This window comes from Glycocaulis sp. (assembly GCF_050485565.1).
Classification (GTDB): Bacteria; Pseudomonadota; Alphaproteobacteria; order Caulobacterales; family Maricaulaceae; genus Glycocaulis.
In genome coordinates, this window is the sequence record NZ_JBJHBQ010000006.1 from 182,159 (window position 1) to 208,135 (window position 25,977).

Here is a 25,977-nt window from a genome sequence, read left to right on the forward strand (position 1 = left end):
TCAGGTAAAACCCTTTAGCGGAACGTATTGAACCGGTCGGCCAGCGCCTTCAGGAGCCCGGCCGTCGCCCCCCAGATATAGCGCCCTTCATGGGGCATGGCGTAGTATCGGCGCAGCTGTCCGGCGAACATGCGCTCTTCGAGCACATGGTTGGCGGGATTCATCAGAAAGTCGAACGGCGTTTCGAAGATTTCTGCAACCTCGCCCGGATCGGCGCGAAACCGTGCTTTAGGTTCGACCAGCCCCACAAAGGGGGTGATCTGGAACCCGGTTACGGTCTCATAAGGGTCAAACCGGCCAATCAGCCTTACCTTGGAGCGCGGCAGGCCGATTTCCTCTTCGGTCTCGCGCAAGGCCGCATCAGCCGCCTGCTCACCCATGTTCAGCCGCCCGCCCGGAAAGCTGATCTGGCCAGCATGAGACGACAGATGATCGGCACGCCGGGTCAGCACGACACTCAGCCCCGTCTCGCGCATGACCAGCGGGGCCAGCACGGCCGCCGGACGCAAGGCACGCCCTGTGGGCGACGGTGCCCCGTTCAGATCGCCGTCCCCGCGCGCAGGCACAGGCGGAGAGCCCTCAACCGGATCAAGCGCCCGGCTGAGACGCTCCACAAGGCTGTTCACGTGGTATGGATCGTCCAGCATCAGTCCCGGTCCAGCGGTACGAACACACCATCACTCCAGACGCCTGTGGCTTTGCGGCCATCGGGTGCCTGGCCCTCAACGGCCAGATTGGCCATTTCGTAGAAGACCGGCCGCGTCAACAGGGCTTCCAGCCGCCCGCGCACATGCACATAGGGTTCCGGCTCGCCGTCTTCGCCAAAGGCAATGCGCAAGGGATGGTCCGGCCCGGCAATGATTGCCTCGTCATGGTCGGTGGTAAAGACCAGCTTCTGATCCCTGCCCTTGCCCAGCACATCCATACGCACGGCCAGAAAATGACCGGCCTCCACCGTGATGCGGATTTTCTCCGCCGGTGTAACGAGATAAGTCTCGCCATCCTCGTCCTTGCGCAGAATACGCGCAAACAGGCGCACCAGCGCCTCCCGGCCAATGCGCGTGCCTTCATGCCACCAGCTGCCATCGCGGCGGATGACCACATCCATCTCGCCGCAATATTCGGGATGCCAGCGGTCAACCGGCGGCAGACCCTTGCCAGCGTCACGTGCCGCCTTGAGCAGGGACTGCATTCCATCCGTATCCGAGCGCTGTGAACCCATGGACACCTCAAGCTTCAGCGGGGCATGCTGCACCGTCAGGGGCTACAGCAATACGAACCAAGGACATAGGCCGATGACCACGCCAAAGGAAGATGTCACCCAGCTGGCCGCCCGCGCTGACGCCGCCACCGCACGCCTGACCGAGGTCCGCGCCTCCATCGCCCGCTCCATATTCGGCCTTGAAGACGTGGTGGAGCAAGCCTTGTGTGTGCTGCTGTCGGGCGGACACGGGCTTCTGGTCGGCGCGCCGGGCCTTGCCAAGACCCGCCTCGTCCACACGCTGGCGATTGTTACCGGCCTTGATGACAAGCGCGTGCAGTTCACGCCCGACCTGATGCCGGCCGACATTCTGGGCTCTGAAGTGCTCGAAGAAGATGCCGGCGGCAAACGCTCCTTCCGCTTCATACCGGGGCCTGTCTTTACCCGCCTGCTGATGGCAGACGAGATCAACCGGGCCAGCCCGCGCACGCAGGCCGCCCTGTTGCAGGCCATGCAGGAAGGCTTCGTCACGGTTGCTGGCGTGCGCCACGATCTGCCCAAACCCTTCCACGTGCTGGCCACGCAAAACCCGATCGAGCAGGAAGGCACCTATCCGCTGCCCGAAGCCCAGCTTGACCGCTTTGCCATGCAGATCGACGTGCCCTATCCCGGCCGCGAGGCCGAGCGCGCCATCCTGATCGCCACTACCGGCACAGCCGAAGATAGCGCGCTGCCGGTTCTCAACGCGCAGGAGCTGACAGAGCTGCAGGCGCTGGTGCGCGCCATGCCGGTGGGCGAGCAGACGCTGAGCGCCATTCTGGACCTGCTGGCGCGCGCCCGCCCGGACGGGTCTGCCGACGCTGAAGTGGCCGACGCTGTTGCCTGGGGGCCGGGTCCGCGCGCCGGTCAGGCGCTTATGCTGGCCGTGCGCGCACGGGCGCTGGTTCAGGGCCGCCTCGCGCCCTCCACCGAAGACGTCGCGGCGCTGGCCGGACCGGTCCTCAAACACCGCATGGCACTGACATTTGCTGCGCGCGCGGACGGGCTGAATGTCGACCGGCTTATCGCCCGCCTTGCCGCCGAGGCGGCCTGACGGGCGCGGGGATGACCATCCGGCACACGAAAGCCCTGCGCCGGGCGGCCGAACAGGCCGCCGCGCCCTTCCCGGCCCTGCTGGCCGAGGCCGAACGTATTGCGGCCAGCGTGGCGCTGGGCACCCATGGCCGCCGCACGCCGGGCCATGGCGAGACTTTCTGGGAATATCGCCGCCACCGCACCGAAGATGGCGCGCAAGCCGTGGACTGGCGGCGCTCGGCACGCGGCCAGCATCTGTTTGTGCGTGAAACCGAATGGGAAGCGGCCAACGCGGTCTATCTGTGGCGCGATGGATCACCCGGCATGGCGCTGGGCTCGAAAAACCTGCCCCTGAAAAAAGACCGCGCTGCCGTCTGCCTGATGGCGCTGGCATCCTTGCTGAGCCGGGGTGGAGAGCGCATCGCGGCACTGGGCGAGACCGGACGCGCCCGCGCCGGACGCACCGGGCTGGACATCACCGCACGCGCGCTGGCCGAAGGGCCGGGAGCGGCCAAGTCTGTGGAACAGGCCGACATTGTGCGCCATGCCCGCATCGTGCTTGCCGGCGACTTTCTGGACCCTCCCGAAACCTGGGGCGCACGCCTGGCCCGGCTGAATGCCAGCGGGGCGAGCGGGATATTGCTGCGCATCATCGACCCGGCAGAAGAGGATTTCCCCTTTGCCGGACGCACACGCTTCGCCGAGCCATCGGGGCATTCAGCGCCGCTTGTGCTGGGCCGCGCCGAAGATGCCCGCGAGAATTACCGGCACGTCTGGGCCGAACACGGTGACGCGATTACCGCCATGGCCCGCAAGGCAGGCTGGACGCTTCTCACCCACCGGACCGACCGGCCCGCAGGCACAGCTGTTCTCGCCCTTCATCAAGCACTCGCGCCGCGTGCGATGGAGCGCACCTGATGTTCAGCCTCGGGCCGATAGGTTTTGCAGCACCTCTCGCGCTGATCGCGCTTATTGCCCTGCCGCTTTTATGGCTGCTTCTGCGCGCGACACCGCCTGCTCCGCGCCACGTGGTCTTCGCGCCCTTGCGCCTGTTGCAGCGTCTGGCGCAGACGCCCCAGACACCACAGAGCGCGCCCTGGTGGCTCATTCTGTTCCGCCTCATGGCCGCCACCATCATCATTCTGGCGCTGGCCCAGCCGGTCTGGCGCCCTGCCGACACGCGCAGTGTTGATGCCCCGCTGCTTCTGGTCATCGATAATGGCTGGCAGAGCGCTGCCAACTGGCCGCGCACGCTGGCGCAGGCACGCGCCTATGCACAGGCCGCCGCGGCAGACGGGCGACAGGCGGCCATCCTTCTGACCGCCAGCGCAGAACCACCCGAATTTACCGCCGCCAGCACGATCCAGTCCCGGCTGGAGGCTGCAAGCCCGCAAGGCTGGGCGCCTGACCGCGCGGCGGCGCGTGACGCGCTTCTGGCCGCACTGGAGAACGGCGGCGCGCCTTCACGCTTCGAGACACGCTGGCTTGGCGACGGCATTGCCAGCGAGGGAGACGCGGCTCTCGCCCGCGCCCTTTCCGAACGCGGACGCCTGACACTCAGCCTGCCGGGCGCGCAGGATGAGATTGTGGCGCTGGTCAGCGTCAATGCGGCAGCAGACGGGTTTGAAGCACGCCTGTTAAGGTCTGGCAGCGGCGCAACACGCCAGATTGACGTCAGCGCCATCGGCCAGGACGGGCAGGTCATTGCCCGCGCGCAAGCCCGCTTCGATGACGCAGTCAGCACCGCCTCCGCATCGGCGCGCCTGCCGCTGGATTTGCGCAACCGGGTGCGCTCTGTCCGGTTGGAAGGGGTAAGCTCGGCAGGCGCAATCCATCTGCTCGACGATAGCTGGCAGCGCCCGCGTATCGCCCTGATCGAACCGGAAGGCGGCGATAACCGTCAGCCGCTATTGTCCGATCTGCACTATGCCAGCCAGGCCCTTGCTCCCCATGCCGAGCTGGTGCGCGGGCCGCTGGAGCAGGTGCTCGAAGACGAACCCTCCGGCCTTGTCATGGTCGATCCGGCCCGCAGTGAAGACCCGGCTCTGGCCGAATTTGTGGAAGGCGGCGGCGTGCTGATCCGCTTTGCCGGTCCGCGTCTGGCCGCGCGTAGCGATGATCTGCTGCCCGTCCAGCTTCGCGCTGGCGGGCGTCTGCTGGGCGGAGCGCTGAACTGGGAAGAACCGCAACGCATCGCCCCCTTCCCCGATGACAGCCCGTTCGCGGGCCTCTCCGTCAGCGAGGATGCGAGCGTGCGCAGTCAGGTACTGGCCCAGCCCGAAGCCGATCTGGACCGCCGCGTCTGGGCGCGTCTGGAAGACGGCACCCCGCTTGTTACGGCTGACAGGCGCGGAGAGGGCTGGATCGTCCTGTTTCACGTCACCGCCGGGCCGGACTGGTCTGACCTGCCGCTGACCGGCACCTTCCCGGCCATGCTGCGCCGGGTAATCGCGCTGGCCGAAGGGGCTGGCGCGGGCGGGGCGGGCAGTGATGGCAGCTGGCAGATTGAACGCGCACTGGACGGGTTTGGACGCCTTGGCGCCCCCACCGGCCAGCCGCGCGCCATTCCCGCCGGCGATTTCGGATCAACCGCCCCATCGCCGGACACGCCGCCGGGCATATGGCAGCTCGGCGCAGCCAGTGCGGCGCTCAACGCCACCGGCCCGGACACACGCCTTGATCCGATTGCGCGCAACCTGCCCGGCGCGCTCTATGAAATCCGCGACGGGCTGCGCGAACAGCGCCTTGCCGGCCCGCTCCTCGCCTTCGCCCTCTTAATGCTGCTGGCCGATATCATCATCGCGCTGGCCTTTGCCGGACGCCTGCCAGCGATACGCGCATCGCGGACCATGGCAGGGCTTGGCGTCATGCTGGCAATATCGCTTGCCTCTCCGCCAGCGCTTGAAGCGCAGGACACCCAGGCGGACACCGTCGAGGCGCTCGACCGCGCGCTGGTTGTACGCTTTGGCTATATCCGCACAGGTAACGCGGAAACAGACCGGATCAGCGAGGCGGGGCTGGCCGCGCTGTCATCGGAAGTGACCCGTCGCAGCTCCATCGAGCCGGAAGCCCCGCGCGGCATCGACCCCGACGAGGACGAGCTGATCTTCTTCCCGCTGATCTACTGGCCCGTCAGCGCCGATGCCCGCCCGGTCTCCGAGGCGGCAGCGGCCAGCATCAACACCTATCTGCGCTCCGGCGGAATGATCATTTTCGATACGCGTGATGGCGGCGCGGGCACGCGCGGCGGCGCGCATCCCGGTCTTGAACAGGTCATGCAGGGGCTGGAAATCCCGTCACTGGAACGCGCCGGCGAAGACCATGTGCTGGGCCGCACCTTCTACCTCCTGCGCGATCTGCCCGGACGCCTGGCGGGCGGTGATGTCTGGGTGGAGTCCAATCCCGATGGTACGGCGCGCGACGGGGTATCGGGCATCATCATCGGATCAGCCGACTGGGCCGGGGCCTGGGCGCGTGGCGAGAACGGCATACCGCTTCTGCCCGTAGAGGGCGGCGAGCGTCAGCGCGAGATGGCCTACCGGGTTGGCGTGAACATCGCCATGTACGCGCTCACCGGCAATTACAAGACCGATCAGGTGCATGTGCCCGCCATTCTTGAGCGCCTCGGACAGGGAGGCCGGCGCAGTGCGCCCCGGCCGCTGGAACCATGAGCGCATCCAGCCTCGTCCTCGCCCCGCTGGTATCGCAATGGATACTCGCCGCCCTGTGCATCGCGCTGCTGGCGGCCTCTGCCTTTGCCGCCTGGCGGGGCCTTAAAGGATGGGTCTGGCGGGTGCTGGCCGGGCTCGCCGTTCTGGCTGCGCTGGCCAATCCGGCGCTGGTGCGCGAAATCCGCGATCCTTTGAGCGATATTCTCCTTGTGGTGCGCGATAATTCGGCCTCGATGGAGATCGGCAACCGCGCGGCCAGTGCCGCCAATGCCAACGCAGCCCTGCAGCGCTTTGCCGACGCCGATGACAGCCTGGACATTGTCGAGGTGGAAGGCGGGGCGACGCCCGATGGCACGCGCCTGATCGATACGCTTCGTAGCGGGCTGGGCGATATTCCAAGAAACCGGCTGGCGGGCATTGTCATGCTGTCGGAGGGGCAGGTCCATGACGTGCCCTCCGATCCCGCCTCGCTGGGCCTTGATGCTCCGCTGCACCATTTCGCCATCGGCGATCCGCGCGCCACGGACCGGCGCCTGATCGTGGAGGAGGCCCCGCGCTTTGGCATTGTCGGCGAGCCGGTGCGTTTCCGCCTGCGCGTGGAGGATGAGGGCGCACCGGCAGGAACCGCGATGCTGACCCTTCGCCTTGATGGCGGTGATCCGATCCGGGCGCGCGCCACGATTGGGGAGACGGTCAATGTCGAGGCGATAGTACAAAATCGCGGCGCGAACGTGATCGAGATCGAGGTGGAGCCCGGCCCGAACGAACTCTCGCTCATCAATAACCGCGCTGCCGTCAGCGTTACCGGCGTGCGTGACCGGCTGCGCGTGCTGCTCGTGACAGGCGAGCCGCATAATGGCGCGCGGGCCTGGCGCAACCTGCTGAAATCCGACCCGTCAGTGGACCTTGTGCACTTCACCATTTTGCGCCCGCTTGACCGGGGCGATGGCGCACGCCCCGATGAGCTGGCGCTGATCGCCTTCCCGGTGTTCGAGCTGTTCGAGCTGCGTCTGCACGAGTTTGATCTGGTCATTTTCGACCGCTACCGGCGGCGCGGCATACTGCCCGCCAATTATTTCCAGAACATCGCGCGCTATGTCGATCAGGGCGGCGCGCTGCTGATCACGGCGGGGCCGGACTATGCCGGGCCGGATTCCATCGCCCGCTCCCTGCTGGCAAGCGTGCTGCCCGCCCGTCCTACGGGAGCCGTACGCGAAGGCGCTTTCCGTCCGCGCATCTCCACAGCGGGCGAGCGCCATCCGGTGACCGCGCCTCTGGCCGGTCAGGAAGGCGAATGGGGTCACTGGTACCGCTATGTGGGCGGGCAGGCTCTGGCCGGTGAAACCCTGCTGGACACACCGTCAGGAGACCCGCTTCTGGTGCTCTCAAGGCAGGGCGAGGGACGCGCGGCGATCCTGCTCTCCGACCAGTCCTGGCTGTGGGCGCGCGGGCATGATGGCGGTGGGCCCCATGACGAGCTGTTCCGCCGCGTCGCGCACTGGCTGATGAACGAGCCGGAGCTGGACGAGGAGCGGCTGACCGCCACCCTCTCAGATGGCGTGCTGACCGCCACCCGCACCACGCTGGCAGGCAGCGCGTCAGACCTTTCCATCACCTGGCCATCGGGGCGCGAGGAGAGCGTGGCGATGGAAGAGGCAGGCCCCGGACGCTTCACCGCCAGCACGGAGACGGGCAATGAAGCGGGGCTGATACGCCTGCGCTCCGGCGATGCGACAACCGTCATCTCCGCCGGCCCGCTGAACCCGCGCGAATATCTCGATCTGCGCGTCACGCGCGAGGCGCTGGCCCCGCTGGTGCGGGCGACACGCGGTGGCAGCTTCATGCTGGGCGGCGGTGAAGACCCGCAAATGCCATCCCTGCGGCGCACCCGCCCCGATGGCCTGCAGGCCGGACCCGGCTGGGCCGGGCTGCAGCGCAACGGGGCCTATACGGTGGCGGAGTCGCAGCGCACGCCGCTGGCACCGGGCCTGCTGCTGGCCGCGCTCATTCTGGCCCTGCTGGGCGCAGGCTGGTGGCGCGAGGGCAAGTAGGCCGCCCGCGCGGGCTTGCCCCCGTCCGAACCCCCGCCTAACGTCCTGATATGGCTGCAACTGAACCCGCTCCTTTCTCCACTGAATGGACGACTGCCCTGATCGAGCGGGCGCAGGGCGTGCTGGTAGAGGCGCGCGACGCCTTCCTCACACCCGAAATCGGCCTGCAGGCAGCCGCCATACTCGCCGTGTTCGCGGTCAGCTGGATCGCGCGCGCGCCGGTGCGCACCATGATCGAGCGCGCCTTCGGCTGGCAGTTCATGGCGCGGGTCAATTCCGGCGTGCGCGAGCTGATCGTCTCGTTTATCCTGCCCGTCATTGCCTTCCTCATTCTGACCCTTGCCCGGATCGGGTTCGATCAGGCCGGGCTTGGCAGTTTCGCCATCAACATGGCGGCCAGCCTGACCGGCGCATGGGTGCTGATCCGCATTCTGACTGCCTTCATTGCCGAGCCGTTCTGGTCGCGCACCGCGGCAACCCTGATCTGGATTGTTGCAGCGCTGAACATTGTCGGGCTTCTGGGCCCGCTGATGGCCTTGCTCGCCTCGGTGGGCTTTGATGCCGGCGACAGCCGTATCTCGCTCCTGACCGTCGTACGCGCCGCGATATTGCTCGCCGTCCTCTACTGGGTCGCCAGCCGCCTGTCGAAACTGCTGGCCGCGCGGGTGGAGCAGGTGCCAACCCTCACCCCGTCCGCGCGCCTGCTCATCACCAAGAGCGTGCAGATTGCGCTGCTGGTCGTGGTGGTCGCCGCAGCCCTGTCGATTGCGGGCGTCGACCTCTCGGCGCTGGCCATCTTCTCCGGCGCGGTGGGCCTGGGCATCGGGTTCGGCCTGCAGAAGATTTTCTCCAATCTCATTTCGGGGCTGATCCTCCTGATGGACCGCTCGGTGAAGCCCGGCGATGTCATCACGCTGGAAGAGACCTACGGCCGGGTGAACGCGCTCGGCATGCGCTTTGCCAGCGTGGTCACGCGCGACGGGCTGGAACACCTGATCCCGAATGAGGAATTCATCACCACCAAGGTGATCAACTGGTCGTTCTCCGATGAAGCGGTGCGCGTCAAGCGGCCGGTGGGCGTCGCTTACGGCACCGATGTGCCTCATGCCATGCAGGTGATCGTGGATGCCGCCAACTCGGTCGAGCGTGTGCTGAACAAGCCGGAGACACGCTGCCTGCTGCGCGGGTTCGGCGATAACTCGATTGATCTGGAAGTACGCTTCTGGATCGCGGACCCGCAGCAGGGCGTCAACAATGTCTCGTCCGAAGTGCTGCTGGCCATCTGGAAGGCGTTCCAGGCCGAAGGCATCCAGTTCCCCTTCCCGCAGCGCGATGTGCACATCGACACCCGCGAGGCTCTGCGGGTGCGGGTGGAGAAGGGGGACGGGTAAATTCCCCCCTACGGCTCCAGCTCGACATCCCAGTAGAGATAATCCAGCCAGCTTTCATGCAGGTATTTGGGCGGGAAGCGCCGGCCCTGCCCCTGCAGCTGATGCACGCTTGGCCTTACGGCAGGACGGCGCATGGGCATGCGCGCCTGTTCAGGCGTGCGCCCGCCCTTCTTCAGATTGCAGGGCGAACAGGCCGCAACGATATTCTCCCATGTGGTGCGCCCGCCGCGTGAGCGCGGGATCACATGGTCAAAGGTCAGCAGGTCAAGCTGTTTCGAGCCGCAATACTGGCACTGGAAACCATCGCGCAGGAACACGTTGAACCGCGTGAAAGCGGGCGGGCGGTCCTGGGTGACGAAATCGCGCAAGGCCACCACAGACGGCGCGCGCATGGCAAAGGAAGGAGAGCGGATGGCGGTCTCATACTCCGAGACCACATCGACCCGCTCAAGGAACACCGCCTTGATGGCTTCCTGCCACGGCCAGGTCGATAGCGGATAATACGAGAGCGGCTGATAGTCCGCATTCAGGACCAGGCAGCGCAGATCTTCCGGCGCAACTTTGGACACGCGCATCATACCGACGCCTCCTGATGAGAGGGCGGCGCAGGGCCTGACAAACGCCCCGCACCGGCATCACCGGCACATGTCTGGCGTTCTCCACCCCAAAGCCTATGGCGCTGAAGCGTCCTGAAGACGCACCTCCCTCGCTCAATCCCTGACTCGTCAAACGAATCAGCAAATCCGGCACGTTGAGCAGACTTTACTCCAACTCGTGCAACAGACCTATGACGCTCGCGCCACAGGTTTGTGCCGGACACTGTACCACCGGTTGGAGGAGACGGGGAGGCTCAGGCCGCAAGCGTGGAGCGATAGCGCCCCGCCAGAGCCGCTTTCAGGAAGCGCGCACCCAGCTCCAGCCCGTCCGGGCCGATGGAGTGGGGCAGGCCTTGGCTGATATGAAACTCCGCGCCATGCCCGGCGGCGGCAAGCTGCTGCGCCGCCAGCAGCGAGAAGCCGACGGGCAGCACATCATCGCGGTCACCATGGATCAGCATGACGGGCGGTTTGGAGACCATCTCGTCTTTCAGAGTCTCACCACCCGCCAGCGCGCCGGAATAGCCCAGTATCCCGCCAATGGCCGATGGCTGGCGCAGGCCCAGATGGAGCGCGAGCATCGTGCCCTGGCTGAAACCGACCAGCGCGAGGTCTGCGTGGGTGAGATTATGGCGGCGCAGCTCCGAGGCAATGAACTGGTCGGCAACCGGCCCGGCCATGCGCACCCCGGCCTCCATCGCCGCCGGATCAAGACGCGAGATCGGGAACCATTGATATCCGCCCGGCGCGCCCGGCACCGGCTCTGGCGCATTGGGCGCTACCCAGGCCGTGTCGGGAAAGTCAGCCGCCCAGTGCTGGGCAAGCCCTGCCAGATCAGCGCCGTTGGAGCCATAGCCATGAAACAGGATGACAAGCTTTTTCGCCTGTCCTGAACGCGCAGGGATACGCGGGCCATCAAGCAGGATCATCGGGGCTGATCTCCAAGCGATAAGGAGCGGGAAAGGCTGGCGATCATGCGCAGGCAAGCTCCGCTGACAACCCCCTCGCGGAATTTGCGCACATTTGCTTAAGGTGCGCCCATGACCGGCTTTGTCACCCGCTTTGCCCCTTCACCAACGGGCGGCCTGCACCTGGGCCATGCCTTTGCGGCGCTGTGCGCATCTGATGCCGCAAAGGCCGCTGGCGGAAGGTTTCTGCTGCGCATCGAGGATATCGACACCGAACGCTGCAAGCCCGAGTTCGAGGCGGCAATTTTTGAAGACCTTGAATGGCTGGGCCTTGAGTGGGAAGAGCCCGTCCGCCGCCAGAGCGAGCATCTGGACGATTACACGCGCGCGCTCAGTCAGCTTCAGGATAACGGCCTCGTCTATCGCTGCTTCCGGACCCGCAAGGAGGTGCTGGCCGAAATCGCCAGCGCCCCGCACCTTGCTCCACATGGCCCCGAAGGCCCCGCCTTCACCAGCACCCCTCTGCCGCCCTCGCGGGAAAAGCGGCTGCTCGAGGACGGACGGCCCTATGCCTGGCGGCTGTCGATGGCTGCCTGCCGGGACCATTTGGGCGGCACCTTTGACGCGTTGAACTGGCGCGAGGAAAGCCTTGATCCGCCACACACACTTACGCCTGTCCCAGCACGGCCGGACCTGTTTGGCGATGTAGTGATTGCCCGCAAGGATGCAGGCACCAGCTACCATCTGGCCGCTGTCCATGACGACGCGCTGCAGGGGATTACCCATATCGTTCGCGGGATTGACCTGCGCCCGGCAGCGGGCCTCCACCGGCTGTTACAGACCCTGCTCAGCTATCCGGAACCCGCCTATCGCCATCACCCCTTGCTGGCCGGCCCTGACGGCAAACGCTATGCCAAGCGCGACCGGTCCGTGACGCTGCGCCATTTACGTGAAAGTGGCCATGAACCGGGCGATATTCGCCGCCTTATCGGTGAGCATGCCGCGCGCGGCGACATGATTGAAAGTCCACCTGCCTATGCCTGATCCCGCCAGCCCGCCCGTCGCGCCTGCCGCCACAGCCGAATCTTCCCGCGCCGCCATTCTGGCGGGAACGCTGGCCGTACTGGCCGGCGCATGCGTGATCGGGTTCGCCGCCATCCTCGTCAAGGCATCCGACCTTGGGCCGCAGGCCACCGCCTTCTGGCGCCTCACGCTGGCCCTGCCCGCACTGGCGCTCTGGCTGGCGCTGCACCGGCATGGCAAAGACACCCCGCCAGTACAGCCCCGCATGCGCCTGATCGCGCTGGCAGGCGTGTTCTTCGCGATGGATCTGGCTTTCTGGCATGTCGGCATCAACATCACGACGGCGGCCAATGCCACGCTGCTGGCCAATCTGACGCCCATACTGGTGGCGCTGTTCTCATGGCTGATTTTCCGCGAGACGGTCACGCGCGGCTTCATCATGGTCTGCGCGGTCATGCTGACCGGCGCGGCGCTGCTGGCAGGCGGTAATCTGACCATCGATCCGGACAGGCTGACCGGCGATGTGTTCAGTGTGCTGACCGCATTTTGGTATGCCGCCTATCTGCTGACCGTGCGCAAGGCGCGCGACGGCGCCAGCGCGCCGCGCGTCATGTTTCTCTCCACCCTCATCGCCGCGCCGATTGCGCTCGCGATAACGCTGGCATTCGGCGAGCCTTTGCTGCCCGAAAGCTGGCAGGGCTGGGTGCCCCTAATCCTGCTGGGCGTCGTGGTACATGCTGGCGGACAGGGCGCGATCATATTCGGGCTGGGACGCATCCCGGCACCGGTCGCGGCCCTGCTATTGCTGATACAGCCGATTGTAGCAGCGGCGGCTGGCTGGGTTCTCTTTGACGAGGCCCTTAGCGGGGTCCAGCTCCTGGGCGCGGCCATTATTCTGGCCGGTCTGTACGTCGCCCAGCTCAAAGGCGCTGCGCGGCATCCTAACGTGCCGCGAGACCCTGAATGACCAGTTCCAGCCGGGCGCGCATGAGCACGGAAGCCGTCGACCGGTCCAGCCCTTCGCCACGCGCGCGCCTGACAATGCCGGCATAGCAATCCTCGATGAAGCGGGTTGCGTCGGCAGGCTTTATATCGCTGCGCAGCTCACCCTTCTCGATCCCCTTGGCCAGCAGGCGCTCAACCGCTCCCCAGGCAAGAGACATCTGGGCCGAAGCTTCCTCATAACTTTCACCAGTCCACAGCCAGGTGTGCGCGATGGCAGCGGCAAACAGCTCCTCATGGCGCAGCTGGGCCTCCATGATGACCTGAACCAGCGCGCTGAGCCGGTCGAGCAGATTGCCCGACAGCGCGGCCTCCAGCCGGTCTACCGAATCGCGGATCGCCTCATACTCGTCGCGCAGGATCAGGATCAGAAGCGCGCTTTTCGTCGGAGCAACATTGAGAACCGTACCGGCTGACACCTTGGCCGCATCCGCGATGGCCTTGATCGTCGCGCGCTCATAGCCGTCATCGAGAAACACCTGACGGGCCGCTTCGATAACGTGATTATGGGTTTCCTGCTTGCGGGCATCGCGGCGGGTAAGCCGCCGTCCGGAATCATCACGCATTGCGCCAGCCTGAAACTGCTTGGTTACAAATAAGACAAGCGCGTCAGTTCACCGGCAGGGTTCACTGAGCGCGTGGTAAGTTTCGCTAAATGAGCAGCTTTGTGCTGCAACTGCAAGCAATTCGCACGCGGGCCGTGTAATTGACCCGCGCGCAATTGCCTCACCGGAGGCTGACAGTGCGCGATTGTGAAAATACCCGCGCCGCATTATCTCAGTCGGCATGGCAGGTTTTCTCGATATTCTCCTGTACATCCTCATGGCGGTGGTCTTCGTGACCCTGTGTGTGGGGATATACGCACTTATGCGGGGCGGCGAGTTCGGCCGGTCCTGGTCAAACAAGCTGATGCGCGCACGCGTACTGTTCCAGTTTCTCGCGGTTCTGGTCATAGTGGCCGGGTTCTGGGCCAAGGGCGCTTTTGGCGGCTAGGTCCGCAAGACCGGAGCACCCAAATGGTCCGCCTGACAAAAATCTACACCCGCACCGGCGACAAGGGTACGACGCGGCTCGGCGATATGAGCATCGCGTCAAAGCATGATCCGCGCGTGGAAGCCTATGGGACGGTCGATGAGGCCAATGCGTCGATAGGGCTTGCCATAGCAGCGCTGGAAGACGGCGCGCTGAAAGACACGCTGCTGCGCATCCAGAACGAGCTCTTTGATCTCGGCGCGGATCTGTGCGTGCCGGACAGGGGGCAAAAGCTCGAATGGGAGCCCTTGCGCGTCACGCCGCAGCAGGCCACCCGGCTGGAAGCGGACATTGATGCGTTCAACGCGAAGCTTTCCCCGCTCGAAAGTTTCATCCTGCCGGGTGGCTCGGAAGCCGCTGCCCGGCTTCATCTCGCCCGCACCATAGCCCGGCGCGCGGAACGCAGGGCGGTGGAACTGAAAGACCTTGGCGAGCCGGTCAGCGAGGCCGTCATCATCTACCTCAACCGCCTGTCGGACTTCCTCTTTGTGGCAGCCCGCATCGCCAATGATGAAGGCCGCGCCGACGTGCTCTGGGTGCCCGGCAAGACGCGGTAGACCGGCTATTTCCGTTCCGGCAACGCGGTATTTCACTCACCGCACTGGAAATTGCCCCCGCCCACTCCCTATGTCTGGTCCTGCGGCGTGTGGCCGCACGCCAAGGTTCAAACAACCGGAGACAGGCCTGATGAAAACCGTATTTGCTGCTGCCTCGCTGGCGGCCTTCCTTGCTGCGCCGATGATGGGCGCTACCGCCTTTGCCGAGCCGGTCGCCTACGAGTTCGACCGCTCCCACACCGCCATCCGCGCGACCTGGGATCATCTGGGCATGTCGCGCCAGTCCATCTACTTCACCGATTATGAAGGGGTGCTGCTGCTCGATCTGGAAGAGCCGGAAAACTCCACCGTCGACGTGACGTTCAACCTCTCCGGCGGTTTCTGGGTCGGTGCCGATCAGGACGGTTTCGAGGCTCATCTGGAATCCGATGACCTGTTCAATACCGCCGAATACCCGACCGCCCGCTTCGTTGCGACCGCGTTCGAAACCGAGGATGGCGAAACCGGTGTAATGACCGGTGATCTGACCCTTCTGGGTGAAACCCGTCCGGTATCGCTGGACGTCACCCTGAACTTTTCCGGGCCGCATCCGATGAACCAGCGCCAGACGGCAGGCTTCTCCGCCTCCGGCACGCTCGTGCGTTCAGAATGGGGTCTCGGCTATGCAGCCCCGTTCGTGTCTGACGAGATCGAACTGTCTATCGAGACCGAGCTGAGCGTCGCCAGCGAATAGTCTCCGGTTCCTGAGATCCCGGCCGCGTCAGCGAGCCGGGACCTCAGAGGGAACTGGCTTGCACCAACCCCGGATGCGCGCTTGGCGCGCTCCGGGGTTTCAGTTTTCCCTGGCTGCCCCGCACCTCTCCTGCCTGTCTCCGGGAGACACTTTTTGCACCTGCGTTGACACGACGCGTGGGCGAAGGCAGTTTCCGCGCCTATTTTGCCCTGCACCATGAGCGGCAAGGATCAGCAAGGCGCTGGCTTTTCCGTTCATATCAATCGCAACCAGAGACAACCGGAGCGGCCGATGAAAATCCTCGTCCCCGTCAAGCGGGTGGTCGACTATAATGTGAAGGTCCGGGTCAAACCTGACCAGACCGGCGTCGATCTCGCCAACGTGAAAATGTCCATGAACCCGTTCTGCGAGATTGCCGTCGAAGAGGCGATCCGCATGAAGGAAAAGGGTCTGGCCGAAGAGATCGTTGTGGTCTCCATCGGCCCGGCAGGCGCGCAGGAAACCATCCGCACCGCCCTTGCCATGGGCGCCGACCGCGGCATTCACGTGACCACGGATGCCCTTGTCGAGCCGCTGGCGGTCGCGAAAATCCTGGCGAAAATCGCCGGTGAGGAGAACCCGGACATCGTCATCCTTGGCAAGCAGGCCATTGATGATGACGCCAATGCGACGGGTCAGATGCTGGCCGCTCTGCTCGGCTGGCCGCAAGGCACGTTTGCTTCCAAGGTGGAAAAGGACGGCGACACCCTCAAAGTCACCCGCGAGATTGATGGCGGCCTGCAGACCGTGTCGTTCGGCCTTCCCGCGATCGTGACCACCGATCTGCGCCTGAACGAGCCGCGCTATGCTTCGCTGCCCAACATCATGAAGGCCAAGCGCAAGCCGATCGACGCCAAAACGCCCGAAGATTACGGCGTTGACCTCACCCCCCGTCTCGAAGTGCTCAAAGTGGCCGAACCGCCCAAGCGCCAGGGCGGCATCAAGGTCGAGTCGGTTGCTGACCTTGTCTACAAACTCAAGAACGAAGCAGGAGTGCTGTAACCATGGCCACGCTCGTTATTGCTGAACACGACAACAAATCGCTCAACGAAGCCACGCGCGCAGCCGTTACGGCGGCGAAGAAAATCGGCGGGGACATCCATATTCTGGTGGCCGGTCAGGGCGCGAAAAGCGTCGCTGATGAAGCCGCCAAGGTGGACGGCGTTGCCAAGGTGATGCTGGCGGAGTCCGACGCGCTGGGCCACAAGCTGGCCGAAGCGCTGGAAAGCCTCGTCCTGTCGGTGGCTGATGGCTATGGCGCGATCCTCGCCCCGGCCTCGACCGTCGGCAAGAACTTCATGCCCCGCGTGGCGGCCAAGCTCGACGTGATGCTCATCTCCGACATCACTTCGGTTGAAAGCGCCGACACCTTCATCCGCCCGATCTATGCCGGCAACGCCCTGACCACCGTGAAGTCGAGCGACAAGGTGAAAGTCATCACCGTGCGCCCGACCACGTTTGAAAAGGCCGGTGATGGTGGCTCTGCCAGTGTCGAGACGGTGTCCGCTCCCGACGCGGCCGCCAAATCCGCCTTTGTCTCCGAAGAGCTTTCCAAGTCCGACCGCCCGGAGCTGGGCGCGGCCAAGATCGTCATTTCCGGCGGGCGCGGCATGGGCAATGGCGAGAATTTCGCCATTCTCGAAAAGGTCGCCGACAAGCTGGGTGCCGCCGTTGGCGCCAGCCGCGCGGCGGTCGATGCGGGCTTCGTGCCGAACGACTATCAGGTCGGCCAGACCGGCAAGGTCGTCGCCCCGCAGCTTTATATCGCCGTCGGTATTTCCGGCGCGATCCAGCACCTGGCGGGCATGAAGGATTCCAAGGTGATCGTCGCGATCAACAAGGATGAGGAAGCCCCGATCTTCTCCGTGGCCGATTACGGCCTCGTCGCCGACCTATTCAAGGCCGTGCCGGAGTTTGAAGAAGAGCTGGCCAAGATCGGCTACTAGGCCCTGCCGTCTCGCACATGAAAAGCCCCGGAGCGCGCTCCGGGGCTTTTTTCTGGCACCCGCCAGACAGTTCAAATTGCAGCGCTCTTTGCAGCTTCCTTTGCCTTTTGAGCGTTATCGGTTCCATACTGAGCACCTCGAACATCAAAGGAGTGCCCTCATGGCGATCAGCCGCAAGGACGAAGCCCGTTTTCTCGGCAAGGACGAAGCCGCTCTGGTCGAAAAGTCCCACCACCCCGATATTACCAGCGTGGATGACAAGGAGCTGTCCAGCACCATCAAGCTGATCCGTGAGCGCCGCGACCGGGCGCGCGAAATCGGTCAGCGCCAGCGCCGGGAAATGCGCGGCAAGGCCAAACCGCAGGGCGCAAAGGCCGCTGGTGACAATGCCGGCACGAAGCAGAAAATGGCGGTGCTCGCCCAGGCCCTCAAACGCCTCAATTCCGAGCAGACCCGCCGCCAGCAGCTCTCAGCCCGCAACGCCACCGCTTCGGGCATGAAACGCGCCATGGAGCTCAAAGCTGCCGCGAGCGCGCCCAAGCGCCCGTCCAGCAAGACCGCCGACAAGGGCATGAAGGCAAAGCCCAGCAAGAAGAACGAGCAGATCACCGATCCGCGCGAGGTTGGCCGGGTCAGCCAGCAGATCAAGAAGGCTCAGGCCAAGAAGGACAAGTAGGAGCGCTATCCCTCCATCATTGCGGCTTCTCTTTCGTCGTTCCCGCGCAGGCGGGAACCCAGTGCCATCATCACATTCTGAGCCCTATGATCTCTGGATCCCCGCCTGCGCGGGGATGACGATATGAGGGCCCTAATACCGCTCCAGAGCGGCCTCGATGAGGGCGATGGCGTCATCGCTGGCCCAGGCCGCTTCGCCCGTCAGGCGGCCAATCTCGCCGCCATGACGGTCATAAAGAATGGTGGTCGGCAGACCGCGTGAGCCTGCTGCCATGGCCAGGCGAAGCGCCGGATCGTGATAGAGCGCCAGATGCTCCAGAGCGTTTTCTTCATAGAAAGCGCGGGCCTCGTCCATGGTCCGGTCCATGGAAATCGCCATCACCTCGAAATCATCCGAGCCGAGCCTTGCCTGCAGTTCGTCTAGCTCTGGCATTTCCACCACGCAGGGCGCGCACCAGGTGGCCCAGAAATTGACCAGTACCAGCCCGCCGCGCCGGTCCGCCAGCGTCATTGCCTCGCCCTCGCCGGTGACGATGCGGCCCAGCGGCTGGGCCGGCGCTTCGTCCAGCGTGACGAACCGGCTCATCTCGCCGCGCGCATAGCTGTCAAGCGGACCCGGCGTGGAACTGACAAGCGCGGTGGAAATCACGTATAGAACCCCGGCAAGGCCGAGTATCGCAGCCGCGATAATCGCGCTAGTGAGGCCCCGGGCCTTGAGAAAGGCCTGCAAGCGTTCGACCATGATATCCCTTTCAAAAAGGCAGTTTGTCCATGAGCACGTCTGATACCCCGAAATCCCGGCTCGGCTCTGGCACCGATATGTGGGGTGGACGCTTCTCTGGCGGCCCGTCTGCAATCTTGCAAGCCATCAACGCCTCGGTGGATGTCGATCAGCGTCTGGCAGAGCAGGATATTGACGGCAGCCTGGCCCACGCAGCGATGTTGGCCGCGTGCGGCATAATTTCAAGTGAGGATGCCCGCGGCATTTCTGCCGGTCTGGAGACGATCCGCGCCGATATCCGCGCCGGAAACTTCACCTGGTCGGCGGCGCTGGAAGATGTGCACATGAATATCGAGGCCGCCCTGAAGGAGCGCATTGGCGCGCCCGCAGGCAGGCTGCACACCGCCCGCTCGCGCAACGATCAGGTGGCAACCGATTTCCGGCTCTGGCTGCGCGAGGCGTGTGCGCGCATGGAGGACGGGCTTCGCGCCTATCAGCGCGCTCTGGTGGCGCAGGCGACGGTCCATGCCGACTGGGTAATGCCGGGCTTCACCCATCTGCAGACCGCCCAGCCGGTCAGCCTTGGCCATCATTTGCTGTGCTGGGTGGAAGCCGCAGAACGCGATATCGGCCGGTTTGCCGATGCCCGCGCGCGCCTCAATGAAAGCCCGCTGGGTGCGGCCGCGCTGGCCGGCACCGCCTTTCCGATTGACCGGGAGATGACGGCCAAAACGCTCGGCTTTGACCGGCCCATGGCCAATTCGCTCGACGCCGTATCCTCGCGCGATTTCGCGCTGGAAGCCTTGAGCGCGGCAACGATTGCTGCGGTCAACCTCTCGCGCTTTGCCGAAGAAATTGTCTTGTGGACCTCGCGCCGCTTCGGCTTTGCACGGCTGACCGATGCCTTCTCGACAGGCTCGTCCATCATGCCGCAAAAGCGCAATCCCGATGCGGCAGAACTCGTTCGCGCCAAGCCGGGCCGGATTTCCGGCGCGCTGCAGGGCCTCATCATCGTGTGCAAGGGCCTGCCGCTCGCCTACTCAAAGGATATGCAGGAGGACAAGGCGCTGGTCTTCACCGCCTTTGACGATCTCGAACTGGCGATAGCGGCGATGGCCGGCATGGCCGCTGACCTCTCCTTCAACCGCGAAGCCATGGAAGAGGCGGCCGGTGAAGCCTATTCCGATGCCACTGATCTGGCCGACTATGTGGTGCGCGAGCTGGGCCTGCCCTTCCGCGATGCCCACCACATCGCAGGCAGTGTGGTGAAAGAAGCCGAGGCACGCGGTGTTTCACTGTCTGAACTGCCGCTTGAGGTCCTCCAGGCCATCGAGCCGCGCGTTGACGCGGCGGTTTTCAACGTGCTCACTGCCCGGGCATCTATGGAAAGCCGGACCAGCTATGGCGGCACAGCGCCGGTACGCGTTCGCGAACAATGCGCGCTGTGGGCCGAGCGGCTGGCACAGGAGTAAGCCATGAAAACCACATTTTTGACCCTTGCAGTGTGCGTGGCGGCGACAAGCCTCGCCGCCTGCGGCAATCGCGGTGCGCTGGAGCGGCCCGGCCCGATATGGGGCGACCCGCAGGACGTGCCTGTACAGGACGGTGTACCCGGCGAGGATGACAGCGTGCTGGACGGCGAACGCCCCGAGCAGCGCATGCCCCGGATACCCGGCGACGATCCGTTCGACGACGATTAGCCCGCGCCGTTTGCTGAACCCGGCTCTGGTGCATGTCGCGGATGCGCCGTGCCTGCTGGCGCGTTAGGCTCGCCAGCGCGATGACACCCTTGGCCGTACATCTTGCCCGCCTCACCTTGCTGTGGGAGCGCGCCGCGCCGGTCCTTGCCTGGCCAGCGGCCATGCTGGCGCTCTATGGCGTGCTGGCGCTGGGCGGGCTGATCGAGCGTATGGGCGATCCCTGGCGGGCCGTTCTGGCGCTGGGCCTGCTGGCACTGGGAGCGGCTTTTGCCACGCCTGCCGTGCGGACCTTCCGCTGGCCGGAGCGGAGTGACGCCCAACGGCGTGTCGAAGCCGATAGCAGGCTTTCGGGCCGCCCCTTCGAAGCACTGGAAGACGAACCGGCAACCGGCGAGAGCATTCTCTGGCTGGCCCACAGGGGCCGGATGCGCGAGGCCCTCCGTCAGGCACGCACGCGGCGCCCGCGCGCTGCCTGGGCCACGCTGGATACGCATGGCGCCCGCATCAGCGCCGCCATCGTGCTGCTCACCGCTTTTCTCTACGCGGGCGATATGGCAGCCGTGCGGCTATCTGACGCCTTTTCGCCAACGCCTCTGGCTGGCGGCGGTGAGCGCGCCGTGGCCGAATTCTGGATAGAGCCGCCGGACTATACCGGCAGGCCCGTGCAGTTTCTGCGCGAACGGCGCGAAGCACGCGTGCCGCAAGGATCGGTACTGGCCGCACGCATTACCGGCCTTGCCCGCCAGCCGCGTATATCGGGCGGCGAAGCGCTGATTGAGGAAATCGGCCCCGGCGTTCACCAGCTGCACATCACCGTCGATGAGGACAGCGCCATCATGGTGCGCAGCGGCGCGTTCAGGGAGCGTCTTGACCTTGAGGTGATAGAGGACACGCCGCCACGGCTGGCGCTGGTGGCCGAACCGGAAAGCGACGGTCAGGGCCGGCTGATACTGGAATTCAGCGCGGTCGACGATTACGGCATCGAACGCTACCGGCTGCAGCTCGCACGCGATCCCGGCGATGAGACCAGCCCGCCTGAGGATGGCTGGGACACCATCGACATTCCCCCCGGCGCGATCGTGCCAACACGCGGGGAAAACCGCTATCGCGCCACGGTGGAAACGGCGCGCCATGTCCTTGCCGGTGAACGCGTGCTGGTGCGGATGGAAGGGATTGACGGGGCGGGCCAGTCCGGCGTGACCGGACCGATATCCCTGCGCCTGCCGCAGCGCCTCTTCCTGGATGCCATGGCCCGCGCGGTCGCCTATGAGCGCCGGCTGTTTCTGGACGGTCTGGGCGATTACGCACCCTATCCCGACACCCATCCCCGCCGCAGCGCAGACCCGTACTGGCCCTGGCTGGATGACGAGCCGGACCTGCGCCTGGAACGCGCGCCGGTGAGCGTGCAGCGCCTCGCACGCGCCCTCGACGCGCTGGGCGATGCACCGGCCAGCCATTTTGACGACCGGATCGTGTTTCTGGGCCTTCGCACCGCCATGCATCAGGTGCGCCGGGCCCGCGAAATCGATGAGCTCGGCCATATCGAGGAAGATCTCTGGCAGATCGCCCTGCGCGCCGAGCTCGGCACGCTGGCAGACGCCGAAGCGGCTCTCAGAGCGGCCGAGCGCGCGCTCTCCGACGCTCTGGCACGCGGTGCTGACGAGATGGAGCTGGCGGCCCTGTTTGAACAGTTCGAGGAAGCGACGCGCAATTATATCGCCGCCTTGATGCGTGAGGCGATGCAATCCGACCAGCTCGCCAGTGGCGGCGGTCAGGGCATGGATCTGAGCGCGGACATGCTGCAGGAATTGCTCGATGCGCTGCGCGAGGCGACGGAGCTGGGCGATACTGAAGGCGCGCGCCGCGCACTGGCCCAGCTCGCCGAGCTGTTACGCAGTATGCAGATCATGGCGGGCGGGAGCGGTCAGGGTCAGAACGAGAGCGCGCTGGGACGCGCCTTGCGCGAAGCGCTCGAAGAGCTGGGTGAGGTCATTGGCGAGCAGCGCGGCCTGACCGACGAAACCTACGAACAGTCCCGCTCTGGCGACCTTGCCGAAGGGCGTGAGGGCGAGGAGGGCCGCGCGCTGGCCGAACGTCAGGACGGCCTGCGCGGGCGTCTGGCCGAGCTGCTGGAAAACATGCCTGACGGGATGAGCGAAGAGGGCGAGCGCGCCTTTGATGAAGCCGCCCGCCAGATGGACGAGGCCAGCCGCGCCCTGCAGCGCGGCGACGGCGAAGGGGCGCTGGCCGCGCAGGACGAGGCTTTAAGCGCCTTGCGCGAAGGCGCTGCCGAGACCGCAGAGAGGCTGCAGGCGGAAAACGAGGCCACTGGGCGCGGTCAGGCTGACCGTGATCCGCTGGGCCGCGATACTGATGGCGGCGGCGTTGGCGGGGACACCGAAGTGCCATCCGAGATCGAGCGCCAGCGCGCGCGAGACATACTTGAAGAGCTGCGCCGCCGCGCCGGTGACGGGTCACTCACCCCGGAAGAACGCGCCTATATCGAACGCCTGCTGGACCGGTTCTAGGGCCTGTACTTTACCCTTCCGGGGCGAAGATCACTTCCAGCTCCGCCGCCCCCTCAGGCGGATCGCTGAGCACCGAGCGGAAGCTTTCCTCGCCGCGTGCAGGCAGGCTGAGCGAATCGAGCATCACCACCCACTCGACAAGCACACTCCCGTCCTCACCGGTGATGACGGCGCGCAAGGGCAGGGTTGGCCGGTCACGGCCCGTCGTATTGGCCACAACACCTTCAATGACCAGAGCGCCCTCCTCTTCCTCTGAGGGGCTGGCACGCAGATCGCGCACCTCAAGGCCGAGCGGGTTTACCGGCACACCGATAGCCGCATAGGCGCTGGCCGTGCGCGGGAAGGTGTCCACGATATCGACCCGGAACAGCCAAGCCGCGCCGAGAAGCAGGACGCAAGACGCGGCGACAACGGCCCAGCCTGCGCCTTCCACCGTCTGCCGGCTGCGCTGGCGGCGGGTCTCGGCGCGCTTGCGCACCACTTCATGGGGTTTGACCGCCTCGATACCGCCAACAGGCCTGGGGGCCGGGTCTGCGGGCAGAGGTTCCTTGCGCAAGGTCGGCTTGGCCGGTTCTTCCAGCGTGAGCGCCTCTTCATCCGCCTTCCAGCCATGGCCGCACGCAGCACAGCGCACACGCCCCTTGCGCAGGGCGATGGCCTCAGGGTCAACCCGGTAGCGTGTGTCACAGCTTGGGCAGGTAACGATCATGGACGCCGACCTCTCATCTCCTGCATAGTCAGATTCGCGTGGCTCCCGTATGCGGGAGTAACACCTGTTCGCTCTTGTCTTCCCACACGCCCCTTCCGGGAACCCGCCCGTCTCATGGATCAGCCCTCAAACGCCAGCAACCCGACAGACGAAGCCGGACCCGGTCCGGCTGTCCGCTTTGACAATGTCGGCATGCGCTACGGGCGCGGGCCGGAAGTGTTAAGCGACATTTCCTTTGATTTACCGCGTGGAAGTTTCCAGTTTCTGACCGGACCGTCCGGAGCGGGCAAAACATCGCTGCTAAGGCTGATTTACCTGGCTGAACGGCCCTCGCGCGGGCTGGTCTCCCTGTTCGGCGAGGATACCAGCGTCATGGAGCGCGGTGCCCTGCCCGCCTTCCGGCGGCGCATCGGGGTGGTGTTTCAGGATTTCCGCCTGCTGCAGCATTTGAGTGTTTTCGACAATGTGGCCCTGCCCTTGCGCGTTGCCGGCCAGAATGTGCGCCAGTATGGCGAGGACATTGTGGAATTGCTCAACTGGGTGGGGCTCGGCCACCGCATCGATGCGCTGCCCCCAACGCTTTCCGGTGGTGAGCAGCAGCGCGCCGCCATTGCCAGAGCCGTTGTCAGCCGCCCGGAAATCCTGATCGCTGACGAGCCCACCGGCAATGTCGACCCGGATATGGCAAGGCGGCTCCTGCGCCTGTTTGTCGAGCTGAACCGGCTGGGCACCACGGTACTGATCGCCAGCCACGATATCGCCCTTATCCGCTCGGTGAACGCGCCGGTTCTCGAACTGGCTGAAGGACGCCTCAATCGCAGGGCGAGAAGCGCATGACAAAGCCGCGCCGATCAGCCCCGCTACTGCCCGGCGAGGCCGGGCGCGACCTGCCCTTGCTGGCGGTCTGCGCGATCCTGGTTTTTCTCGCCTGCCTGTCGGTTATCGGCGCGGCCGGTGCCTGGCGGGCGGCGGGCGGATGGTCTGACCAGCTGGTTTCGGAGATGACCCTGCAGGTGCTGCCAGCAGATGAAGGAGACGGCGACGCGGCGGCGCGCGATGCTGGCACGCTGGCCTCTGGCCTTCCCGGCGTCATCGATGTCGAAGTGCGCGCCCGCGCCGCGTCCACGGCTCTATTGCGGCCCTGGCTGGGCAACACCACCCTTCCCGACGATTTCCCGCTGCCCCGTCTGGTGACGCTGCGGATCGATCCGGAGAACCGGCCTGCGTCCGGGGCGATAGAAGCCCTGTTCGCCGATGCCCCCTACCGCGTGATCGTGGACGATAACCGGCTATGGGCGGGTGCGATTGCCCGCGCTTCGGCGACGGTACGCTATTTCGCCGCCGGGCTGGTGCTGCTCGTATGCGGGGCAGCGGCCGCCGTGATTGTGTTTGCCGCCCGCGCCGCGCTGTCCATGCGCCGTGACTTGGCAGAGGCGCTGCATCTGGTCGGCGCGCCTGACAGCTTCATCATTGCGCTTTTCCAGCAGCGCTTCTTCATGCTCGGCCTGAAGGCGGGCGCAGTCGGATCGCTGCTGGCCCTGCTGGCTGCCTTGTGTCTGAACCTCGCCGGTGGCAGCGCCGCGTCGCTCTTCTTCCTGCCCAGCCTTGCGCCGGGCTGGTGGATTGTCATCATCGTGCCGGTGGCTGCGCTGGTATCCGGCCTTATATCCGCTATCGCGGCACGCCTGACGGTCAGCGCCGGACTGAAAGCGCGCTGGCCATGACCGCGCGCAATTGGCAGGCAGGCCGGACAGGGCCATAGTCTGGTCACACCGGCACCCAGAGGAGAGACGCAAGACATGAAAGCCGCCTTCTCCGTCATCCGCTTTGCCGCCTTCGCCCTGGTGATTGCGGCCGTTGTCGGCTTTGCACTGTTTGTGCGGGCGGGGCTGTCTCACGTGCAGGACGCGCCTGCCAGCGGCGATGCCATTGTGGCGCTCACGGGCGGTGAAGGCCGGGTGGCAACAGGCGTTTCGGTACTGGCGCAGGGCCATGGCGCGCGCCTGCTGATTTCAGGCGGCAATCCTGAAGTGACCATGGATGCCATCCGCGCCGCCGCCGGTGCGCCGCCCGAACTGTTCGATTGCTGCGTCGATATCGGCGTCGAGGCGGCCAACACGGTGGGCAATGCCGAGGAGACAGCGCGCTGGGCGAGCACGCACGGCTATCAGCGCCTGGTTATCATCACCTCCGACTTTCACATGCCGCGCGCCCTTCTGGAGCTGAAAGCGGCCATGCCCGAGCGCGATCTGATACCCTATGGCGTTGCCACACCGCCGCCCTGGGCCAATACGCGCGCCGCGCGCCGCTGGCTGCAGGAATATCTGAAGCTTTCCGCCGTTTATGCGCGCGAAACGGTGCGCGCGCCCCTTGGCGGCACGCACCGGCAGCCCGTAGAACCCGGTGAGGGTTAAACACTC

General features: G+C 65.5%; 26 protein-coding genes. 19 read left to right on the top strand and 7 right to left on the bottom strand.

Annotation, left to right across the window (positions count from 1 at the left end; genetic code table 11):
• Window positions 1-14: 14 nt before the first annotated feature.
• Together ACQ5ID_RS08670 and ACQ5ID_RS08675 are read right to left on the bottom strand one after the other, a co-directional pair.
• Window positions 15-647, bottom strand: a complete 633-nt coding sequence (locus ACQ5ID_RS08670) for a CoA pyrophosphatase (protein ID WP_429912051.1) — start codon at window positions 645-647, stop codon at window positions 15-17.
• On the bottom strand, window positions 647-1,192 hold the full coding sequence (locus ACQ5ID_RS08675; RefSeq protein WP_429912052.1) for a DUF1285 domain-containing protein: 546 nt from the start codon (window positions 1,190-1,192) through the stop codon (window positions 647-649). Before ACQ5ID_RS08675 ends, ACQ5ID_RS08670 begins: the two co-directional genes overlap by 1 nt.
• A gap of 103 nt (window positions 1,193-1,295) precedes the next feature.
• On the opposite strand from ACQ5ID_RS08675, the gene ACQ5ID_RS08680 reads away from it, so the two are divergent.
• From ACQ5ID_RS08680 to ACQ5ID_RS08700, 5 genes are read left to right on the top strand one after another with little or no spacing between them, the layout of a single operon-like run.
• Window positions 1,296-2,294 carry an AAA family ATPase gene (locus ACQ5ID_RS08680; RefSeq protein ID WP_429912053.1) on the top strand — a complete coding sequence of 333 codons (999 nt, stop codon included), beginning with the start codon at window positions 1,296-1,298 and terminating at the stop codon, window positions 2,292-2,294.
• 11 nt (window positions 2,295-2,305) lie between these two features.
• Window positions 2,306-3,193 carry a DUF58 domain-containing protein gene (locus ACQ5ID_RS08685; protein ID WP_429912054.1) on the top strand — a complete coding sequence of 296 codons (888 nt, stop codon included), beginning with the start codon at window positions 2,306-2,308 and terminating at the stop codon, window positions 3,191-3,193.
• Window positions 3,193-5,946: a DUF4159 domain-containing protein gene (locus ACQ5ID_RS08690; RefSeq protein WP_429912055.1), complete on the top strand. Its 2,754-nt coding sequence runs from the start codon at window positions 3,193-3,195 to the stop codon at window positions 5,944-5,946. The genes ACQ5ID_RS08685 and ACQ5ID_RS08690 overlap by 1 nt, the downstream gene beginning before the upstream one ends.
• On the top strand, window positions 5,943-7,997 hold the full coding sequence (locus ACQ5ID_RS08695) for a hypothetical protein (protein ID WP_429912056.1): 2,055 nt from the start codon (window positions 5,943-5,945) through the stop codon (window positions 7,995-7,997). Before ACQ5ID_RS08690 ends, ACQ5ID_RS08695 begins: the two co-directional genes overlap by 4 nt.
• 50 nt (window positions 7,998-8,047) lie before the next feature.
• Complete coding sequence (locus tag ACQ5ID_RS08700) at window positions 8,048-9,388, top strand: mechanosensitive ion channel family protein (RefSeq protein WP_429912057.1); 1,341 nt, start codon at window positions 8,048-8,050, stop codon at window positions 9,386-9,388.
• An 8-nt stretch (window positions 9,389-9,396) separates the two neighbouring features.
• On the opposite strand, the gene ACQ5ID_RS08705 is transcribed toward ACQ5ID_RS08700, so the two are convergent.
• Together ACQ5ID_RS08705 and ACQ5ID_RS08710 are read right to left on the bottom strand one after the other, a co-directional pair.
• A complete protein-coding gene (locus tag ACQ5ID_RS08705) occupies window positions 9,397-9,963 on the bottom strand; it encodes an HNH endonuclease (protein ID WP_429912088.1) in 567 nt (188 codons plus the stop codon).
• A gap of 275 nt (window positions 9,964-10,238) precedes the next feature.
• Window positions 10,239-10,913, bottom strand: coding sequence for an alpha/beta hydrolase (locus tag ACQ5ID_RS08710; RefSeq protein ID WP_429912058.1), 675 nt, complete (start codon window positions 10,911-10,913; stop codon window positions 10,239-10,241).
• Window positions 10,914-11,024: 111 nt separating this feature from the next.
• Between ACQ5ID_RS08710 and gluQRS the strand changes: the two genes are divergently transcribed.
• Both gluQRS and ACQ5ID_RS08720 read left to right on the top strand, forming a co-directional pair.
• Window positions 11,025-11,936 (top strand): tRNA glutamyl-Q(34) synthetase GluQRS, encoded by a 912-nt coding sequence (gene gluQRS, locus ACQ5ID_RS08715; protein WP_429912059.1) that lies wholly within the window; start codon window positions 11,025-11,027, stop codon window positions 11,934-11,936.
• Complete coding sequence (locus ACQ5ID_RS08720) at window positions 11,929-12,882, top strand: DMT family transporter (RefSeq protein ID WP_429912060.1); 954 nt, start codon at window positions 11,929-11,931, stop codon at window positions 12,880-12,882. The genes gluQRS and ACQ5ID_RS08720 overlap by 8 nt, the downstream gene beginning before the upstream one ends.
• Here the strand turns inward: ACQ5ID_RS08720 and ACQ5ID_RS08725 are convergent.
• Entirely contained in the window at window positions 12,857-13,483 is a 627-nt protein-coding gene (locus ACQ5ID_RS08725; RefSeq protein ID WP_429912061.1) for a TetR/AcrR family transcriptional regulator, read from the bottom strand. The two genes, ACQ5ID_RS08720 and ACQ5ID_RS08725, sit on opposite strands and share 26 nt — an antisense overlap.
• Before the next feature lie 220 nt (window positions 13,484-13,703).
• On the opposite strand from ACQ5ID_RS08725, the gene ACQ5ID_RS08730 reads away from it, so the two are divergent.
• The 6 genes from ACQ5ID_RS08730 (at window position 13,704) to ACQ5ID_RS08755 (ending at window position 17,900) form a co-directional block, all read left to right on the top strand.
• Complete coding sequence (locus ACQ5ID_RS08730) at window positions 13,704-13,910, top strand: twin transmembrane helix small protein (protein WP_429912062.1); 207 nt, start codon at window positions 13,704-13,706, stop codon at window positions 13,908-13,910.
• A gap of 23 nt (window positions 13,911-13,933) precedes the next feature.
• Complete coding sequence (locus tag ACQ5ID_RS08735; protein ID WP_429912063.1) at window positions 13,934-14,506, top strand: cob(I)yrinic acid a,c-diamide adenosyltransferase; 573 nt, start codon at window positions 13,934-13,936, stop codon at window positions 14,504-14,506.
• Window positions 14,507-14,636: 130 nt separating this feature from the next.
• Window positions 14,637-15,239, top strand: coding sequence for a YceI family protein (locus ACQ5ID_RS08740; protein ID WP_429912064.1), 603 nt, complete (start codon window positions 14,637-14,639; stop codon window positions 15,237-15,239).
• 291 nt (window positions 15,240-15,530) lie between these two features.
• A complete protein-coding gene (locus ACQ5ID_RS08745) occupies window positions 15,531-16,280 on the top strand; it encodes an electron transfer flavoprotein subunit beta/FixA family protein (RefSeq protein WP_429912065.1) in 750 nt (249 codons plus the stop codon).
• Between the two features lie 2 nt (window positions 16,281-16,282).
• A complete protein-coding gene (locus ACQ5ID_RS08750) occupies window positions 16,283-17,224 on the top strand; it encodes an electron transfer flavoprotein subunit alpha/FixB family protein (protein WP_429912066.1) in 942 nt (313 codons plus the stop codon).
• Window positions 17,225-17,384: 160 nt separating this feature from the next.
• Window positions 17,385-17,900 carry a hypothetical protein gene (locus ACQ5ID_RS08755; protein ID WP_429912067.1) on the top strand — a complete coding sequence of 172 codons (516 nt, stop codon included), beginning with the start codon at window positions 17,385-17,387 and terminating at the stop codon, window positions 17,898-17,900.
• 132 nt (window positions 17,901-18,032) lie between these two features.
• Here the strand turns inward: ACQ5ID_RS08755 and ACQ5ID_RS08760 are convergent, their stop codons facing one another.
• Window positions 18,033-18,641 carry a TlpA family protein disulfide reductase gene (locus ACQ5ID_RS08760; RefSeq protein WP_429912068.1) on the bottom strand — a complete coding sequence of 203 codons (609 nt, stop codon included), beginning with the start codon at window positions 18,639-18,641 and terminating at the stop codon, window positions 18,033-18,035.
• Between the two features lie 29 nt (window positions 18,642-18,670).
• Here ACQ5ID_RS08760 and argH point away from each other — a divergent pair, with 29 nt between their 5' ends.
• The 3 genes from argH (at window position 18,671) to ACQ5ID_RS08775 (ending at window position 22,848) form a co-directional block, all read left to right on the top strand.
• Window positions 18,671-20,092 carry an argininosuccinate lyase gene (gene argH / locus ACQ5ID_RS08765; protein WP_429912069.1) on the top strand — a complete coding sequence of 474 codons (1,422 nt, stop codon included), beginning with the start codon at window positions 18,671-18,673 and terminating at the stop codon, window positions 20,090-20,092.
• Window positions 20,093-20,095: 3 nt separating this feature from the next.
• On the top strand, window positions 20,096-20,320 hold the full coding sequence (gene lptM, locus ACQ5ID_RS08770) for an LPS translocon maturation chaperone LptM (RefSeq protein WP_429912070.1): 225 nt from the start codon (window positions 20,096-20,098) through the stop codon (window positions 20,318-20,320).
• Window positions 20,321-20,409: 89 nt separating this feature from the next.
• Complete coding sequence (locus tag ACQ5ID_RS08775; protein ID WP_429912071.1) at window positions 20,410-22,848, top strand: DUF4175 domain-containing protein; 2,439 nt, start codon at window positions 20,410-20,412, stop codon at window positions 22,846-22,848.
• A gap of 10 nt (window positions 22,849-22,858) precedes the next feature.
• Here the strand turns inward: ACQ5ID_RS08775 and ACQ5ID_RS08780 are convergent, their stop codons facing one another.
• Entirely contained in the window at window positions 22,859-23,557 is a 699-nt protein-coding gene (locus ACQ5ID_RS08780; protein ID WP_429912072.1) for a DUF3426 domain-containing protein, read from the bottom strand.
• A 114-nt stretch (window positions 23,558-23,671) separates the two neighbouring features.
• On the opposite strand from ACQ5ID_RS08780, the gene ftsE reads away from it, so the two are divergent.
• The 3 genes from ftsE to ACQ5ID_RS08795 all read left to right on the top strand — a co-directional run bounded on the left by ftsE (window position 23,672) and on the right by ACQ5ID_RS08795 (window position 25,971).
• A complete protein-coding gene (gene ftsE / locus ACQ5ID_RS08785) occupies window positions 23,672-24,394 on the top strand; it encodes a cell division ATP-binding protein FtsE (RefSeq protein ID WP_429912073.1) in 723 nt (240 codons plus the stop codon).
• Window positions 24,391-25,281 (top strand): cell division protein FtsX, encoded by an 891-nt coding sequence (locus tag ACQ5ID_RS08790; RefSeq protein WP_429912074.1) that lies wholly within the window; start codon window positions 24,391-24,393, stop codon window positions 25,279-25,281. Before ftsE ends, ACQ5ID_RS08790 begins: the two co-directional genes overlap by 4 nt.
• A gap of 75 nt (window positions 25,282-25,356) precedes the next feature.
• A complete protein-coding gene (locus ACQ5ID_RS08795; RefSeq protein ID WP_429912075.1) occupies window positions 25,357-25,971 on the top strand; it encodes a YdcF family protein in 615 nt (204 codons plus the stop codon).
• Window positions 25,972-25,977 lie beyond the last annotated feature (6 nt).

Coding starts and splice junctions, on each gene's coding strand:
- ACQ5ID_RS08670 (WP_429912051.1), bottom strand. CDS start 647: ATGCTGGACGATCCATACCACGTGAACAGCCTTGTGGAGCGTCTCAGC.
- ACQ5ID_RS08675 (WP_429912052.1), bottom strand. CDS start 1,192: ATGCAGTCCCTGCTCAAGGCGGCACGTGACGCTGGCAAGGGTCTGCCG.
- ACQ5ID_RS08680 (WP_429912053.1), top strand. CDS start 1,296: ATGACCACGCCAAAGGAAGATGTCACCCAGCTGGCCGCCCGCGCTGAC.
- ACQ5ID_RS08685 (WP_429912054.1), top strand. CDS start 2,306: ATGACCATCCGGCACACGAAAGCCCTGCGCCGGGCGGCCGAACAGGCC.
- ACQ5ID_RS08690 (WP_429912055.1), top strand. CDS start 3,193: ATGTTCAGCCTCGGGCCGATAGGTTTTGCAGCACCTCTCGCGCTGATC.
- ACQ5ID_RS08695 (WP_429912056.1), top strand. CDS start 5,943: ATGAGCGCATCCAGCCTCGTCCTCGCCCCGCTGGTATCGCAATGGATA.
- ACQ5ID_RS08700 (WP_429912057.1), top strand. CDS start 8,048: ATGGCTGCAACTGAACCCGCTCCTTTCTCCACTGAATGGACGACTGCC.
- ACQ5ID_RS08705 (WP_429912088.1), bottom strand. CDS start 9,963: ATGCGCGTGTCCAAAGTTGCGCCGGAAGATCTGCGCTGCCTGGTCCTG.
- ACQ5ID_RS08710 (WP_429912058.1), bottom strand. CDS start 10,913: ATGATCCTGCTTGATGGCCCGCGTATCCCTGCGCGTTCAGGACAGGCG.
- gluQRS (WP_429912059.1), top strand. CDS start 11,025: ATGACCGGCTTTGTCACCCGCTTTGCCCCTTCACCAACGGGCGGCCTG.
- ACQ5ID_RS08720 (WP_429912060.1), top strand. CDS start 11,929: ATGCCTGATCCCGCCAGCCCGCCCGTCGCGCCTGCCGCCACAGCCGAA.
- ACQ5ID_RS08725 (WP_429912061.1), bottom strand. CDS start 13,483: ATGCGTGATGATTCCGGACGGCGGCTTACCCGCCGCGATGCCCGCAAG.
- ACQ5ID_RS08730 (WP_429912062.1), top strand. CDS start 13,704: ATGGCAGGTTTTCTCGATATTCTCCTGTACATCCTCATGGCGGTGGTC.
- ACQ5ID_RS08735 (WP_429912063.1), top strand. CDS start 13,934: ATGGTCCGCCTGACAAAAATCTACACCCGCACCGGCGACAAGGGTACG.
- ACQ5ID_RS08740 (WP_429912064.1), top strand. CDS start 14,637: ATGAAAACCGTATTTGCTGCTGCCTCGCTGGCGGCCTTCCTTGCTGCG.
- ACQ5ID_RS08745 (WP_429912065.1), top strand. CDS start 15,531: ATGAAAATCCTCGTCCCCGTCAAGCGGGTGGTCGACTATAATGTGAAG.
- ACQ5ID_RS08750 (WP_429912066.1), top strand. CDS start 16,283: ATGGCCACGCTCGTTATTGCTGAACACGACAACAAATCGCTCAACGAA.
- ACQ5ID_RS08755 (WP_429912067.1), top strand. CDS start 17,385: ATGGCGATCAGCCGCAAGGACGAAGCCCGTTTTCTCGGCAAGGACGAA.
- ACQ5ID_RS08760 (WP_429912068.1), bottom strand. CDS start 18,641: ATGGTCGAACGCTTGCAGGCCTTTCTCAAGGCCCGGGGCCTCACTAGC.
- argH (WP_429912069.1), top strand. CDS start 18,671: ATGAGCACGTCTGATACCCCGAAATCCCGGCTCGGCTCTGGCACCGAT.
- lptM (WP_429912070.1), top strand. CDS start 20,096: ATGAAAACCACATTTTTGACCCTTGCAGTGTGCGTGGCGGCGACAAGC.
- ACQ5ID_RS08780 (WP_429912072.1), bottom strand. CDS start 23,557: ATGATCGTTACCTGCCCAAGCTGTGACACACGCTACCGGGTTGACCCT.
- ftsE (WP_429912073.1), top strand. CDS start 23,672: ATGGATCAGCCCTCAAACGCCAGCAACCCGACAGACGAAGCCGGACCC.
- ACQ5ID_RS08790 (WP_429912074.1), top strand. CDS start 24,391: ATGACAAAGCCGCGCCGATCAGCCCCGCTACTGCCCGGCGAGGCCGGG.
- ACQ5ID_RS08795 (WP_429912075.1), top strand. CDS start 25,357: ATGAAAGCCGCCTTCTCCGTCATCCGCTTTGCCGCCTTCGCCCTGGTG.